14 protein-coding genes are annotated in these 14,265 nt (G+C 60.8%); 5 read left to right on the forward strand and 9 right to left on the reverse strand.

Features of this window, described 5'->3' with window-relative positions:
* Positions 1 to 180 precede the first annotated feature (180 nt).
* Positions 181 to 777 (forward strand): DUF4136 domain-containing protein, encoded by a 597-nt coding sequence (locus IEW17_RS06320; RefSeq protein WP_188561191.1) that lies wholly within the window; start codon positions 181 to 183, stop codon positions 775 to 777.
* A gap of 72 nt (positions 778 to 849) precedes the next feature.
* Here the strand turns inward: IEW17_RS06320 and lipA are convergent, their stop codons facing one another.
* Positions 850 to 1,743, reverse strand: a complete 894-nt coding sequence (gene lipA, locus IEW17_RS06325; protein ID WP_188561192.1) for a lipoyl synthase — start codon at positions 1,741 to 1,743, stop codon at positions 850 to 852.
* A 169-nt stretch (positions 1,744 to 1,912) separates the two neighbouring features.
* Entirely contained in the window at positions 1,913 to 2,737 is an 825-nt protein-coding gene (locus IEW17_RS06330; protein WP_188561193.1) for a hypothetical protein, read from the reverse strand.
* Positions 2,738 to 2,843: 106 nt separating this feature from the next.
* On the opposite strand from IEW17_RS06330, the gene IEW17_RS06335 reads away from it, so the two are divergent.
* Complete coding sequence (locus tag IEW17_RS06335) at positions 2,844 to 3,254, forward strand: OsmC family protein (RefSeq protein WP_188561194.1); 411 nt, start codon at positions 2,844 to 2,846, stop codon at positions 3,252 to 3,254.
* Positions 3,255 to 3,343: 89 nt separating this feature from the next.
* Here IEW17_RS06335 and ytxJ read toward each other — a convergent pair whose 3' ends face one another.
* From ytxJ to IEW17_RS06355, 4 genes are all read right to left on the reverse strand, one after another.
* Positions 3,344 to 3,697, reverse strand: coding sequence for a bacillithiol system redox-active protein YtxJ (gene ytxJ, locus IEW17_RS06340; RefSeq protein WP_188561195.1), 354 nt, complete (start codon positions 3,695 to 3,697; stop codon positions 3,344 to 3,346).
* A 104-nt stretch (positions 3,698 to 3,801) separates the two neighbouring features.
* Positions 3,802 to 4,179 (reverse strand): hypothetical protein, encoded by a 378-nt coding sequence (locus IEW17_RS06345; RefSeq protein ID WP_188561196.1) that lies wholly within the window; start codon positions 4,177 to 4,179, stop codon positions 3,802 to 3,804.
* Positions 4,154 to 4,720 (reverse strand): hypothetical protein, encoded by a 567-nt coding sequence (locus IEW17_RS06350; protein WP_188561197.1) that lies wholly within the window; start codon positions 4,718 to 4,720, stop codon positions 4,154 to 4,156. Before IEW17_RS06350 ends, IEW17_RS06345 begins: the two co-directional genes overlap by 26 nt.
* 64 nt (positions 4,721 to 4,784) lie before the next feature.
* Positions 4,785 to 6,764 (reverse strand): alpha-ketoacid dehydrogenase subunit alpha/beta, encoded by a 1,980-nt coding sequence (locus IEW17_RS06355; RefSeq protein WP_188561198.1) that lies wholly within the window; start codon positions 6,762 to 6,764, stop codon positions 4,785 to 4,787.
* Between the two features lie 312 nt (positions 6,765 to 7,076).
* Here IEW17_RS06355 and IEW17_RS06360 point away from each other — a divergent pair, with 312 nt between their 5' ends.
* Positions 7,077 to 9,620, forward strand: a complete 2,544-nt coding sequence (locus IEW17_RS06360; protein ID WP_188561199.1) for a TonB-dependent receptor plug domain-containing protein — start codon at positions 7,077 to 7,079, stop codon at positions 9,618 to 9,620.
* 93 nt (positions 9,621 to 9,713) lie between these two features.
* A complete protein-coding gene (locus tag IEW17_RS06365) occupies positions 9,714 to 10,958 on the forward strand; it encodes a M16 family metallopeptidase (protein ID WP_188561200.1) in 1,245 nt (414 codons plus the stop codon).
* Between the two features lie 190 nt (positions 10,959 to 11,148).
* On the opposite strand, the gene IEW17_RS06370 is transcribed toward IEW17_RS06365, so the two are convergent.
* The 3 genes from IEW17_RS06370 to IEW17_RS06380 form a co-directional block, all read right to left on the reverse strand.
* Entirely contained in the window at positions 11,149 to 11,520 is a 372-nt protein-coding gene (locus IEW17_RS06370) for a hypothetical protein (protein ID WP_188561201.1), read from the reverse strand.
* 181 nt (positions 11,521 to 11,701) lie between these two features.
* Complete coding sequence (locus IEW17_RS06375) at positions 11,702 to 12,118, reverse strand: hypothetical protein (RefSeq protein ID WP_188561202.1); 417 nt, start codon at positions 12,116 to 12,118, stop codon at positions 11,702 to 11,704.
* Positions 12,119 to 12,461: 343 nt separating this feature from the next.
* Positions 12,462 to 13,109 carry a hypothetical protein gene (locus IEW17_RS06380; protein WP_188561203.1) on the reverse strand — a complete coding sequence of 216 codons (648 nt, stop codon included), beginning with the start codon at positions 13,107 to 13,109 and terminating at the stop codon, positions 12,462 to 12,464.
* A gap of 97 nt (positions 13,110 to 13,206) precedes the next feature.
* On the opposite strand from IEW17_RS06380, the gene pheS reads away from it, so the two are divergent.
* Positions 13,207 to 14,256 (forward strand): phenylalanine--tRNA ligase subunit alpha, encoded by a 1,050-nt coding sequence (gene pheS, locus IEW17_RS06385; protein ID WP_188561204.1) that lies wholly within the window; start codon positions 13,207 to 13,209, stop codon positions 14,254 to 14,256.
* Positions 14,257 to 14,265 lie beyond the last annotated feature (9 nt).

Genomic DNA, 14,265 nt, shown 5'->3' on the forward strand with positions numbered 1-14,265 from the left:
TCCGGTTATGTCAAGCTTATGCCGGGATTTTCGAGTCGGTATCCAGTGCCATTCTGAAGCAGAATAATTGAACGTAGCAGCCTGTTTTTCCGTTAATATAGCAGTTCGTGAAATGGCATTTTTATTGTTTTGAACTTGCTTTTCACCACCCCTTTTCTCAACTTGTTTCTCATTGCATTTATGGCTTTCATTCCTCGTTTCCTGGTTCGTTCCACAGTGGCACTCGCGGCCGGACTGTTGCTTTTGTTGGGTCCAAGTGGCTGCACCACCGCCTCCCGCGTGGGAGTGACCAATGACTTTGACCATTCCGTAAACTTCCGCGCCTACAAAACCTGGGCCTGGTATCCGCAGCAGCCCCGCGATGCGGAGAGTGGCCCCGCCAAAGGCTACGAGTCCTTTCTGGACCAGCGCATCCGCTCTGCCGTGGCAGCAGAAATGACCCGCAAAGGCCTGACGGAAGTCGACAAAGCCCCCGATATTTACGTGGCTTACAGTGCCCGCGTCGAAGACAAGCAGCAAGTATCGCCCTATTACAATGGCATGGGCTACCCTTATGGCTACGGCTACGGCTACTACGGCCGCAACTATTCACCCGTGACCCAATACAAAGCCGGCACAGTGGTGATAGATGTCATTGATGCCCGCCGCAAAGAACTGGCGTGGCGCGGCACTGGCCAGGCCCAGGTCAACCAAAATACGATTGACGAAGCCGAGTCGAACCGCATTGTCAACGGCATCCTGAGCACCTACCCTCCCGGTAGCAACGCCCAGCGCTAAGCGTTGGTCGGTGGAAAGCAAAAGAGCCCGTCCAACATTGGACGGGCTCTTTTGCTTTCCACCGACCAACGGCTAAATTGGCACGTTCACATGGCGCTCGGCGTGGTAGGAGCTGCGCACCAACGGGCCGCTTTCCACGTACTTCAGGCCGCGGCGCAGGCCTTCTTCTTTGTAATGGGCAAACTGGTCGGGGGTGATGAACTCGGCCACGTCCAGGTGGCGCTTGGTGGGCTGCAGGTACTGGCCGAGGGTGAGGATATCGAGGCCGTTGGCCACGAGGTCGTCCATGGCCTGGTACAACTCGTCGGGCTTCTCGCCCAGGCCCAGCATGATACCGGATTTGGTGCGGTGGCCGGCGGCTTTGGTCCGACGGATTTGCTCCAGGCTGCGGTCATAGCGGGCCTGGGGGCGCACCAGGCGGTAGAGACTGCCCACGGTTTCAACGTTGTGCGAAATCACTTCCTGGCCACCCGAAATCATCACGTCGAGCGCGTCCCAGTTGGCTTTCACGTCCGGAATCAGGGTTTCGATGGTGGTTTCGGGGCTGAGCTGCTTGGTGAGCACCACGGTTTCGCGCCACACGCTGGCGCCCCGGTCCTTGAGCTCGTCGCGGTTCACCGAGGTGAGCACGGCGTGTTTCACTTTCATCAATTTGATGGCCTCGGCCACGCGGCGGGGCTCGTCGAGGTCGTACTCAGTAGGGCGCCCGGTAGCCACGGCGCAAAACGAGCACGAACGGGTGCAGATGTTACCCAGAATCATGAACGTGGCCGTGCCCGCACCCCAGCACTCGCCCATGTTGGGGCAGTTGCCGCTCTCGCAGATGGTGTGCAGCTTGTGCTCATCCACGAGGCGGCGCACGGCGGCGTACTCTTCGCCCACGGGCAGCTTCACGCGCAGCCAGTCGGGCTTGCGGGGGCGGGCGGGGGCAGCCGTTTCGGGCTGAATAACGGGCAAATCAATCATTTCGATAGCAGTTAGCAATCAACGGGGTACCGTTGACTGCAGGTAAAAGCAATTCGCAGCCTAATCGGTTCGAAAAAAGCAGGCGCACAAAATTAACCCCGAAACCCCTGGCTCCCGGCAATACTTCAACCCGCTGTGCTTTTACTACGCGGTGCTTGCTTCCCCAACTTTAGCTGCGATGACCGAAATACAGCGTGAGGTAAACGGAGGGGAAAAACTGACGGTTGAGCACGTCGCCCTCCACCGGGCCTTCGGGGCTGAGGATGAGCAAGCGCTTGGTGTATGCTTCCACCAGAAAACCAACTTCCACGCCGGTCACGGCGTCGCGGTAGCGGCCGTACTCGAAGCTCAGGCCACCGCGCAAATGGATACCGGGCACAAATTTGGTTTGCCCGATGCCGCTGAATAGTGGCCCCCGGTCAAGAATGGCGCCCTGCACGAGATGCTTGGTGGGGTCGAACTGTTCGTTCACGATTTCGTCGGTTGCCAGGTTGGGCACCCCCGTTTTGGCGAAGGTGCGGTCGTAGCTGATGTAGTAGGGCATGAGCAGGCCAATAGATGGCCCCACGCTCAGCAGGCCGTTGACCTGCACCCCAGCATCGGCCGCCTTGCGGAAAAGAATGCGCTGAATGCCCACCGATGGCCGCAGCACAAAAGCATAGTTGGTTTTGCGGGGCACGTAGCTCCCCCCCGCCTGCGTAGATTTCCGTTCTTCTTTGCCATTTTTCAACATTACGCCCTCCAGGCTCCAGAAGCGTAGCAGGCGGTCGTCGAGCAGGCGCGACGACCGTATTGAGGCCCCGCCCAGCAGTCCGCCCTGGGTATTGAAGTTGACGCCAAACACAAACTCTTTGCTATACGACTGCTCGTCGGACGGCGCGGGGCCTACCGGCACGGCCGCGGGCTGCAAGGGAGCCTGGGCCCGCGCCCCAGCAGCAAGCAGCAGGCCCATGGCCAGCAAACCAGAAAAACGACGGGTTGGGAAAGAATGCATGGTCGACAAAAAACTGGCCTGATGGGGCGCCATGGGCACGGCGCACCAAGTAATACGTAATTTAGCTGCTGTAGACACAACTTTGTAAAAGTAACTCCCTGACTTGATGAACACCGCCACCGCCAATTACGCCGGCCACCTCCGCACCGAAGCCACTCACGTAGCCTCGGGCAATGTTATTCAAACCGATGCCCCCGTCGATAATCACGGCCGGGGCGAAGCTTTTTCCCCCACCGACCTCGTGAGCACGGCCCTGGGCTCGTGCATGATGACGGTGATGGGCATTGTAGCCGAACGCCACCAGTGGGACTTGGTAGGCAGCACTTTCGCGGTAGTGAAGCACATGAGCGCGGAAGCCCCGCGCCGCATTGCGCAAATCGACGTTACGTTTACCCTGCCCGCCACCCTGGCCCCCAATGACCGAACCATCCTGGAGCGCTCGGCCCACACTTGCCCGGTGGGCCTGAGCCTGCACCCCGATGTGCGGCAGAACATTGTATTCGAATACAAGGGGTAGGCTAGGGTGCTGAATTAAAAGCACGTCATGCTACGACTTTGCGTAGCATGACGTGCTTTTTTGGTTTGTTCAGTTTTCGCCTTGCGGCCCTACCCGTTCACGGCATTCACGGCTGATTTCACGTCGCTAAGGCGGATGCCCATGTGCGAGGCATTGTACGGGCATTCGCCGTTCTTGATGAGCAAGAGCTGCGGTGACTCGTGGCGGATGCCGAACTGCTCCGCAATCTGGGCCGATAGGGGGCGGAAACTCAGCAAGTCGAGGTAGTAGATGGGCAGGTCCAGGCCGCTATCGGCCCACTGGCGCTCAATTTTACTCTTGGCGGCCGCGCTGATGGAGCAGGTAGTGCTGTGTTTGAAAATCAGAACCGGCTGCTCGTGCGAGCTGCGGGCCAGGTCAATGATTTGTTCGGATTGGGTAAGGGGAAGCCAGGGGGTTGACATTGAGACAATAAAAAGTTAGTGATTAACAGTGAAGTGTTCGGCCGGTAGAAACCGGTGGTACGCTACTACAACCGGCAACGGGCAGTTGATTCCCCCGGCACCGCTCATTTTTTTTCTGGCGAATTTTTCCGGGAGTCTTTTAGGGCGCCTTTTTTGCGGCGCAGGCCCAGAAACCCGGGAGGCTTGTCGTTGGGAGCATTGCCATTTTTATAGTGAAACTCCGTGCTGCCTTCGGGGGCTGGCTGGGTGCTGGCCCCGCGCCGGAGGCGGTCGGGCGTCACATCGAGGTGGCTGTCTTTGTAGGGCGATTCGGTGCGCTGGGCTTCGCGTAGGGCCCGGCGGTTGGCTGCTTTCACCTGCCCCGGTTTTTCGTGCACAATCTGGGCCTGGGCGGCGGGGCTGATTAGCACCAACAACCCAACCAAGGCCAGCACTAGCCCCAAGCCTAGCGGGCCGCTACGGCTTGCTTGTAGGTGCGGCATCGGGGGCGGGGGTGGGGGTGGGCATGGCTTCGTCAGGCAACGTTTCATCGGGCGCGGTGCTGGGCTGCTTGGGCGCGGGCCGATGGTCGGGGCTGTAGTTGGGTTTTGCATGGAGGCCGAACTTGAAAAAACTGCGGATAGACTGCCAGGGGCGGAAAGGCTTCGACGTTTTGTTGACGCGGCGGCGCATCAGCTTGGGCTTTTTCATCAGGCCCTGCTTGTCGTAGCGCACCGTGGAGCGTTCGGGTAAGGTTCGGGCCACCTCCGCAGTTGGCACCGCGGCCGTGGCTGCTCCCGAAGGCGTGGAGACATCGGTAGCAGCTTCTTCAGACACTGCTGACTTTTTCTTAAACAAGCCCCCTGACGCGTTAGCACCAGCCTTTTTACGGGCTTCGGCCGCTTTTTGCTGCGCCTTAAACTCGGGCGACGGCTTGGGCGTGGGCAAGCGGTAGGGATGGAAAATCCTGCAGCCCCCCAAGCCCGCTACCAGCAGCACGGCCAGCACGGACCGGAGAACAACAGAAGGCAGACAATTACTCACTGTAAAACGTGCAGGTTCAAAGAGAAAGGTACAAGAAACAACCGCGAAAACCGCACTGTCCCTCTTAGTATTGCCGCAACGCCGCCACCTGCTCACGCAAGCGCTGCTGGGGCAGGAAGGCAGCTTCCAGCGGCGGCGCAAACGGAATGGCGGTGTCCAGCGAGGCCACGCGGCGCACGGGCGCATCGAGGTGCTCGAAGCAGTTTTCGCCAATCCAAGCCGCGATTTCGCCGCCGATACCGCCGGTCATCGTGTCTTCGTGCAGGACGAGGACACGACCATTTTTCGCCACGGTTTTGCGCACCGCTTCCTGGTCCCAGGGCAGCAGGGTGCGCAGGTCAAGAATATCGGCCGACACGCCCAGGTCCTGGCACACTTGCAGGGCCCAGCGCACGCCCATGCCGTAGGTGATGATGCTCAGCTCGTCGCCCTCGGCGGCCAGCGCGGCCTGGCCGATGGGCGTGGTGTAGTAGGCTTCCGGGACCGGGCCGCTGAGGCTGCGGTAGAGCATTTTGTGCTCGAAATACAACACCGGGTTGGGGTCTTCGAGGGCGGCGCAGAGCAGGCCCTTGGCATCGTGCGGGTTGCTGGGGTACACTACTTTCAGGCCGGGCACGTGCGTGAACCACGCTTCGTTGCTCTGGCTATGGAAGGGGCCGGCGGCACTGCCCGCGCCGGTGGGCATGCGCACCACCACGTCGGCGTTCTGGCCCCAGCGGTAGTGGCTTTTGGCCAGGTTATTCACAATCTGGTTGAAGCCACAGGTCACGAAATCCGCGAACTGCATCTCGACCATGCTTTTCTTTTTCTTGATGCTCAGGCCTAAGCCCACACCCACAATGGCCGACTCGCACAGCGGTGTATTGCGCACGCGGGCCTTGCCAAACTCGGCCACGAAGCCTTCCGTGATTTTGAATACGCCGCCGTAGTCGGCAATGTCCTGGCCCATGAGCACGAGGTCGGGGTAACGCTGCATGCTCTGCTTCAGGCCCTCCTGAATAGCGTCGATGAAGCGAATTTCACGCGTCGGGCCGTCTTTCGGCGCATCCGTCACTGGTGCTTCGAAGGGCCGGTACATGTCCGCGATTTCCTCCTGAATATCGGCCACGGGCATGGGTTCGGCGTCGGCCTCCTGCAAGCCAGCCTCGATGGCGGCCTTGATGGTTTCGCGGATGCTGTGCCGGGCGGTTTCGGTGAGGATGCCTTCGGCGATGAGCCACTTTTCGTAGTTCTCCACCGGGTCTTTGGCGGCCCATTCTTCCATCAGGCTTTGGGGCACGTACTTGGTGCCGCTGGCTTCTTCGTGGCCGCGCATCCGGAACGTGAGAGCCTCTACGAGCACGGGGCGCGGGTTCTGGCGCAGGTCCTCGGCCAGTTTTTTCACCAGCGAATACACTTCCAGCACGTTGTTGCCGTCCACTTGCACGGCTTCCATACCGTAGGCCGGGCCTTTGTCCACGAAGGATTTGAAACGGAACTGCTCGTTGCTGGGCGTGCTCAGGCCGTAGCCGTTGTTCTCAATCATGAAGATGACCGGCAGCTGCCACACGGCGGCCACATTCAGGGCCTCGTGGAAGTCGCCTTCGCTGGCTCCGCCGTCGCCACTGTAGGTCAGCGTCACCTTGGGCTTTTTATCCAGCACATCGGCCAGGGCAATGCCGCCGGCCACGGCCAGCTGTGGCCCGAGGTGCGAAATCATGCCCACGATGTGGTGCTCGTTGGTGCCGAAGTGGAAGCTGCGGTCGCGGCCCTTGGTGTAGCCCGTGCGCTTGCCCTGCCACTGCGCAAACAAGCGGCCCAGCGGCACCTCGCGGCCCGTGAACACGCCCAGGTTGCGGTGCAGCGGCAGAATGTACTCATCGGCCTCCAGCGCCAGCGTGCTGCCCACCGAAATAGCTTCCTGCCCGATGCCCGAAAACCACTTGCTCACCTTGCCCTGGCGCAATAAAATCAACATCTTTTCCTCAATCAACCGGGGCCGCAACAAGTGCTGGTAGAGGTGGAGCAGGGTTTCGTTGGAGTGGTCGTGGCGATTGAAAATCATGGAGTGAAGCGGGTGGGTTGGGAAGGGCAAAGGTAGCGGGCCAAGCGGTGGGTGGGAAAGGTTGCCGTTGGCCTCTTGTTTTCAGGTGAAATTGAGCCGGCAGGACCGGGCTGCTATGAAATTGGGCTGCGACTGGCGTCTATCTTCGTGGTTGCTTTTCCGCTCCCTTATTTTTTTATGGCCCGACTTTTACCCACCGGTATTTTACTTCTGGCAACTACCGCCGCCGCCCAAGCTCAGCAGCTCGATTCGTTAACGTCGCAAAAGACACCACTTACTGTTGAATCTGCCGATAGCATTACTGTTAGCCCTTTGTCTGGACGAAATGCTTCTGTCTTAATTGCGTCAACACTAACAAACCTGAATCTTCCGCCCTTCACCACCATTCAGCCGGCGCTGAGCCGCGTGGCCGGCGTGCAGGTTACACCCTATTCCGGCGCGCCGGGGGCGTGGAGCACCGTCCGCATCCGGGGCGTGGCTAACGTGACGGGCAGTAGCCAGCCGCTGTATGTGGTGGATGGCGTGCCCGCCTACAACACCGACGTAACCCCGGAAAAGTGGGACGGCATCAGCTATTTCGACCGCAACTTTTTCAATCCCAACTCTGCCCACACCCCGCACACGCCCACGGCCAATCCCTTACTGGATATTCCGGTGGAAGACATTGCCACGGTAGAGGTGCTGAAGGGCGCGGCAGCCACGGCCCGCTATGGCATGCAGGGCACCAACGGCATTATCCTCATTACGACCAAGCGCGGAGCCGATGGTCAGCTCGCGCCCCAGCCGCTGCGGGTGCGCTACGCCGGCTGGGGCGGCGTGCAGCAGGTACGCCAGCGCTATGCCCTGCTCAACGCCCGTCAGTTTGCGGGCATCGCAAACGAGGCCGCTGCTACCAACGGCCGGCCGGCCCCCTACTCTGCCACCGACCTTGCCAGCCTGAGCGAAACCGACTGGCAGGACCGGGTATTTCGGGTAGCGGGCATCCAGAGCCACAACTTGAGCGTGGACGGCCTTGCTCACCGCACCCGCTACTACGTGGCGGCCGACTACCTGCGCCAAACCGGCGTGGTAGCCGGCTCCGACCTGAGCCGCTACCAGCTGCGCGCCAACCTCGACCAGCAGCTTACCGGCAAGCTCAGCCTCGGGCTGCGGGCCAGCGCCAGCCAGACCGACCAGCGCTACGCCGGCACCGAATTCGACGGTGGCCCGTTGCTGCAAAATGCCCTGCTGGGCATCCCCACCGGGCCGGGCCGCCGGACTACGGGACCGCTCAACAACCCGCCGGAACCGCTCCATGAGCTGAACTATTATCGCAGCACGCCCCGCACCCGCCGCCTGCTGGCCCAGTTGAGCGCCACCTATCAATTTAGCCCTGAGCTGACGCTGACCCTGCGCGGCAGCCGCGAGCAGGCCGATGCCCGGAAGCTGGGGTACGCGCCCAAAGACTACCTGACGCCGGTGCCAAATGTCGTCGAAATTGCCACGAGCACCACCAGCCAGCATAATTGGGTAGCCGATGCCGGGCTACGCTACCAGCATACGTTCGCCGGCCGGCACGCGCTCACCGCTACCCTCACCTACCTGCGCCAGCAATACGAGCGCATGCTGGAGTATCAGATGCAAACGCGCTACAGCTCCAGTTTTTTTCGGTTTGAGGAAAAGAGCAACCCCATTCACAGCCCTTCGGCCAGCTTTGTTTACACGTACGACGGACGGTATGAGGTGCAGGGTTCGCTGCGCGCCGAAGTGGTTTTCGCCCCCGGCAGCTTTGCCGACAACTCCCGCTTTCTGCCCGGGGCCCAGCTGAGCTGGCACGCCCACAAAGAAGCCTTCCTCGCCGGAGCATCGGGCCTGAGCGACCTGACTTTCTGGGCCGGCGCGGGCCAGACCAGCACCTTTTTCTCGCCCGACCGCACCACCCACCACGATGCCGGCCTGCGCCTGGGCCTGCTTGGCGGCCGCCTCACCTTGGCAGCAGCAGCCTACCAACGCCGCACCCGCCATGCCCAGGCTGCGCTGCCTTACACGCTTTTCAGTCCCAATGGGCAAAATCTTGTCTACCTGTACCCCGATGTGAAGCTGCTGAACCAAGGCCTGGAGCTGACACTGGGCAGTTCCTGGCAGTTGGGCAATATCCGCGGTACCACGCAGTTGGCCGCCGCCACCAACCGCAACGAGGTCGAAGATACCTGCCTCAATTCGTTCAGTCCCTTCAGCAACGCGCTGGAAAAAGGCCAACCCCTGAACCGCTTCTTCGTGTATGAGCAGGACGGTACTTACCCGGCCGGTTCGCCCGATGCCGGGCAGGTCCGCTTCCGCGACCGCAACGGCGACGGCCGCGCCGGCTTCGGCGACGGCTACTACCAGGGCAGTGGCCTGCCCCGCTACACCCTGGGCCTGTACCAGCAGCTGCGCCTGCGCCGTTTTCAACTGGAGGCGCAACTAGATGGCTTGTTTGGTTATCAGATTCTGAACCCAATGCTCAGATACCTCGACGACCCCTCGGGCTTCGAAAACAGCTCGGTCCGCGCCCTCAATTACTGGACCCCCAGCAACCAAAATACCTCCGTGCCCCGGCCGGGCAGCAGGTCATCGCCTTTCCTCAGCGACCAGGCCCTGGAAAGCGGCAACCACGTTCGCCTTTCGCAGCTCACCATCAGCTACGACGTGCTACCGACCGGGCCGCGCAAAATCAGCGTGTGGGCGGGCGGCCAAAATCTGTTTGTCACCGGCCGCTACCGTGGTTTCGACCCCAACGTGAGCAGCGGCGGAGCGGCTCCTTTACAAGCCGGCCGCGATGCCAGCGTGTACCCCGTGGCCCGCGTGTGGCAGCTGGGCGTGCGGGCAGCTTTTTAAGCAGAAATGCGGAATCACGAATGAAAATTGCCGTTTCGGCTGTTGTTCATTTGTACTTCTTCCCTCCTCAACCTCCATTCTTCTCTAAACCCTGTGATTCACTTCACCGAATTCACCCTCGATAACGGCCTGCGCTGCATCGTCCACGAAGATTTCAGCACGCCCATGGCCGTGCTCAACGTGATGTACGACGTGGGCTCGCGCGATGAGGACGCCGAGCACACCGGCTTCGCGCACTTATTTGAGCACCTCATGTTCTCGGGCTCGGTCAATATTCCGAGCTACGACGAGCCGCTGCAGCGCGTGGGCGGCGAAAACAACGCCTTCACCTCCTCCGACGTCACCAACTACTACCTCTCGCTGCCAGCGGCCAACCTCGAAACCGGCTTCTGGCTCGAAAGCGACCGGATGCTGAACCTGGCCTTCTCCGAAAACGGCCTCGAAGTGCAGCGCAAAGTAGTGGTGGAGGAGTTTAAGCAGAGCTACCTCAACCAGCCCTACGGCGACGTGTGGCTTAAGCTCAAGCCCCTCGCCTACCGCACCCATCCTTACCAATGGAACACCATCGGTAAGGAGATTTCGCACATCGAAAACGCGGTGATGGACGACGTGCGCGGCTTTTTCCAAAAGCACTACGCGCCTCAGAACGCCATTCTGGTAGTGGCCGGAGCCGTGAGCGAAGCCGACGTGCGCCGCCTGGCCGAAAAGTGGTTCGGGCCCATCGCCGGCGGCCCGGCCTACCAGCGCCAGCTGCCCGCCGAAACCATCCAGACCGAAGCACGCCACCTCAAGGCCACGGCCCCCGTGCCGCTGAGCGCCTTGTACAAGGCTTACCACATGCCCGCTCGTAGCGATGAGGGTTACCACGCGGTAGACCTGCTCAGCGACGTGCTGGGCCGGGGCAAATCGGCCCGCCTGCACCAGCGCCTGGTAAAGGAGCAAGCACTGTTCAACAATATTTCGGCCTCCCTCACCGGCTCGCTCGACCCCGGCCTGCTCGTAATCAGTGGTAAGCTGAACGAAGGCGTAGAGCTGAAGGCTGCCGATGCCGCCATCGAAGCCGTAGTAGCCGAGTTTCTGGCCGAAGACGTGGACGCTCAGGAATTAGAAAAAGTGAAAAATCAAGCCGAAAGCAGCTTGGTTTTTGGCGAAATCGACCTCCTCAACCGAGCTTTAAACCTGGCCTACAGCAAGCTGCAGGGCGACGCCAACCTGGTAAACGACGAAAGCCGCCGTATTCAGGCCGTGACCGTTGGCGATGTGCGCACCGCCGCCCAAACCATACTACGCCCCGAAAATTGCAGCACGCTGTATTACGAAGCAGTGGCTGCCGAGTAGCAAAGCGGCGGCCTTGGCCGCAAGTCGAACGAAGAGAAAACAGAAAGGTCATGCTGAGCGCAGCCGAAGCATCTCCACCGCGTAACTAAACCTCTCGATTGGGTTTACTACCGGGTAGAGATGCTTCGACTGCGCTCAGCATGACCGTTCTTACTCCTTGCCAGAGCCACGTCGCAGCTCTTTCTGACCGCTACTTGACCTTGACCTTCGTTTTGCCCGGCGCCAGCGGCGTCGTATTGTCGCGGTTCAACGAACTGTTGGCGGGTTTTTTATAGGAAGGGCGCCGCGGGCGGTTGTCGTTGTAGCCGCCGTTATTGTTGTAGCCTGCCTGCTTGCGCATGGGCACGCCGGGTGCCAGATAGGCCGTGCCGTCTTTGATATCCTGCGACACGCCAGCGCCGTAGGGCTTGCCGGTGTGCGGATTGATATTGGGGGCCTTGCGCGCACCACGGGTGGAATACGGCGCGATTTTTTTGCGGGCCGCGCGGGGCCTGTTCTGGGCGCTGGCATCGGCCACCACAAAAGTGATGAGCAGCAGCGAGGCGAAAAAGTAGCGGAGCATAATAGTGGGAATTGGGAGTGAATAGTGACGAGCGGTACAAGTGATGAGCTGAGTCGTCAGCGCCAACTACAAATCGGCTCCCATCATACGCACAACGGCCGGAAATGGCTATTTGCGAATAACGGAAGCCGATGCAAATACGAGGCGTACCCCGCATCAGGTCTGGCGGACTGCTCGGTGCCTAGTTGCCAAGCGTGGTTTGGGTGCTGGCAGGCTTGCGGGGCGGGCGCACGCTGTAGGGCACGGGCACGTTGGTAGTCCGAATGTGAATGGGCATGCCGGGAGCAGCGTACACGTTGGCGTTGTCGATTTCGCCACGCGAGCTGGCGGCAGGTGCGCCCGCCTCCCAGCCGCCGTTGGTAGCAGTGGTGGCCGAGGCTACGGCCGTTTGCTCTTCGAGGGGAGGCCAGCCGTCATTAGCGAGGGGCGTAACGGGCACCGTTTTCAGTGCGACGCGGCGGGCCTTATTGGCCTTGCGGGCGGCGACTTTCACCGATTTGGTCGTAGTCTTTTTGGTGGTGGTAACGGGAGCCGTCTGGGCACTGGCTTCAGCCAGCAGGAACATCGACAGTGCGAGTGTAAGGAAGGAGCGAACCATGGCTGAAGGCTGAATAGAAGGTTGAAAAAACACGTTTATCGTAGTTGTTAGGGGACAAATCGAAAAGTGTGCCAACTTTCAGATTGGTCCTGTCTGGCCCTTGTAAAACTGCTTGGGAATGCCGCGCCGGGCGTGTCAAAGCATCGCCACCGCAGCGGCAAATTCACGTTCCCACAACGAAGCGGGCGGGATGCTTCGACCCGTTCAGCCTGGTTCTGAATCGATTTTCAATCAGCCCAAAAAAAGCCTGCCGGCCCCGGTTTTCACGGAGCCGGCAGGCTTGCATTAATTTCTAAAACAAGTTAATCTAATTATCAGCCGCCGATTAGCAGCGGCGGCCGGACTACCAACCCATGGGCTCAGCTGCTTTTTTCTTAGCGGCCGGAGCCTTGCTGGCGGGTGCTTTGGTGGCGCTTTTCGGCTTAGCTGTCCCGGTGGTGGCGGCAGCACCGCCAGCGGCTTTGGTGCCGGTGGCGCTCATTTCGGCACCTTCGGTGGATGCGGGGGCCGGAGCAGGCACGGCGGCAGGCGCGGGAGCGGTTGTAGCTACTTCCGTTGGGCGTGGAGGCCAGGGCTTGGGGCGGCGCACCTTGCGGTTGGTGCGTCGTTCACGCACGGCGGCGGCCTCATCGGCCATCACGCTACGGCCACCCCGAAGCTGCACCGGCGTGCCGGGAGCCACCGAAATGCCCAGTCCACCGGTAGCAGCGGAGGAACTTCCACCACCGCCAAAACCGCCGGCGGCTGGCGCTGACGCGGCAGCAGGCTCGGGTGCAGCGGCCGACAGCTCAGGTGCGGGAGCAGCGGCTGCCCCACCGTTCTGGAGGGCTTTCTGGCCAGCGGCCTGCGATGCGCTGCTCTTGGTCGTTTTTTTGGCCGGGCTCTTTTTGGGAGTGTCCCACCCGCTAGGTGCGTCCCACCCCCCGCCCTGGGCAGCGGCGGAAGTGGCTAAACCTCCGGTAATAAGCAGAAAAAACAATGCACTTTTCATGGTGGCTAATTTACGTGGATGAGTACTGGGCAGGTTAACTGAATGTGTTTGCGAATCGTTCGGCCAGGGTCCGCCCCTTGCCGTAACTTTGCGGCCTATGATGCAGGAATTAATTGCCGCGCTTGCGGCCGAAATTACAACGGCCGAGCTGAACAATGCGGCGACCCTCGATGCGTTTCGCATTAATTACCTAGGCCGCAAGGGCCGCCTGGCCGACTTGTTCGACCAGCTCAAGACCGTGCCCGCCGATGAGAAGCGCGCCGTAGGCCAGCAGCTCAACGCCCTCAAGCAGCAGGCCCAGGCCCGTTTCGACGAAGCCCAGCAGGCCGCCGAAGCCGCCGCCGACAACACGCCCGCCAACCCCGATTTCGACTACACCCTGCCCCCCGTGCCCCACGCGCTGGGCACCCGCCACCCGCTGATGCTGGTGCGCGAAGAGATGTTGCGCGTGTTCGCCCGCATCGGCTTCGCGGTGGCTGAAGGACCCGAAATTGAGGACGACTGGCACAATTTCACAGCCCTCAACTTTCCCGAAAACCACCCGGCGCGGGACATGCAGGACACGTTCTTTGTGACGCCGCCCGCAGGCGCGGAGCCCGGTACGCAGCCGCACCTGCTGCGCACCCACACCAGCACCGTGCAGGTGCGCGTGATGGAAACCGAGCCCCTGCCCATCCGCCGGGTGATGCCGGGCCGGGTGTTCCGCAACGAGGCAATTTCGGCCCGCGCCCACATGATGTTTCATCAGGTGGAAGGCATTTTCATTGACGAAGGCGTGAGCTTCGCCGACCTCAAGCAGACGGTGTACTACTTCGTGCAGGAGCTGTTCGGGGCCGATATCAACATTCGTTTCCGCCCCAGCTTCTTCCCCTTCACCGAGCCCAGCGCCGAGATTGACATCACCTGCCTCATTTGCAAAGGCGCGGGGTGCAACATCTGCAAGTACTCGGGCTGGGTCGAAATCGGCGGTTGCGGCATGGTGGACCCCGCCGTGCTCGAAAACGCCAAGATTGATTCCGAGAAATACTCCGGCTACGCCTGGGGCATGGGCATCGAGCGCATTGCCATGCTCAAGTACCAGATTAAGGACCTGCGCCTGTTTACGGAAAACGACATGCGTTTCCTACGGCAGTTTGAGGCGCTCTAAATCAAGCAC

Source organism: Hymenobacter frigidus (assembly GCF_014640435.1).
GTDB classification, from domain to species: Bacteria; Bacteroidota; Bacteroidia; order Cytophagales; family Hymenobacteraceae; genus Hymenobacter; species Hymenobacter frigidus.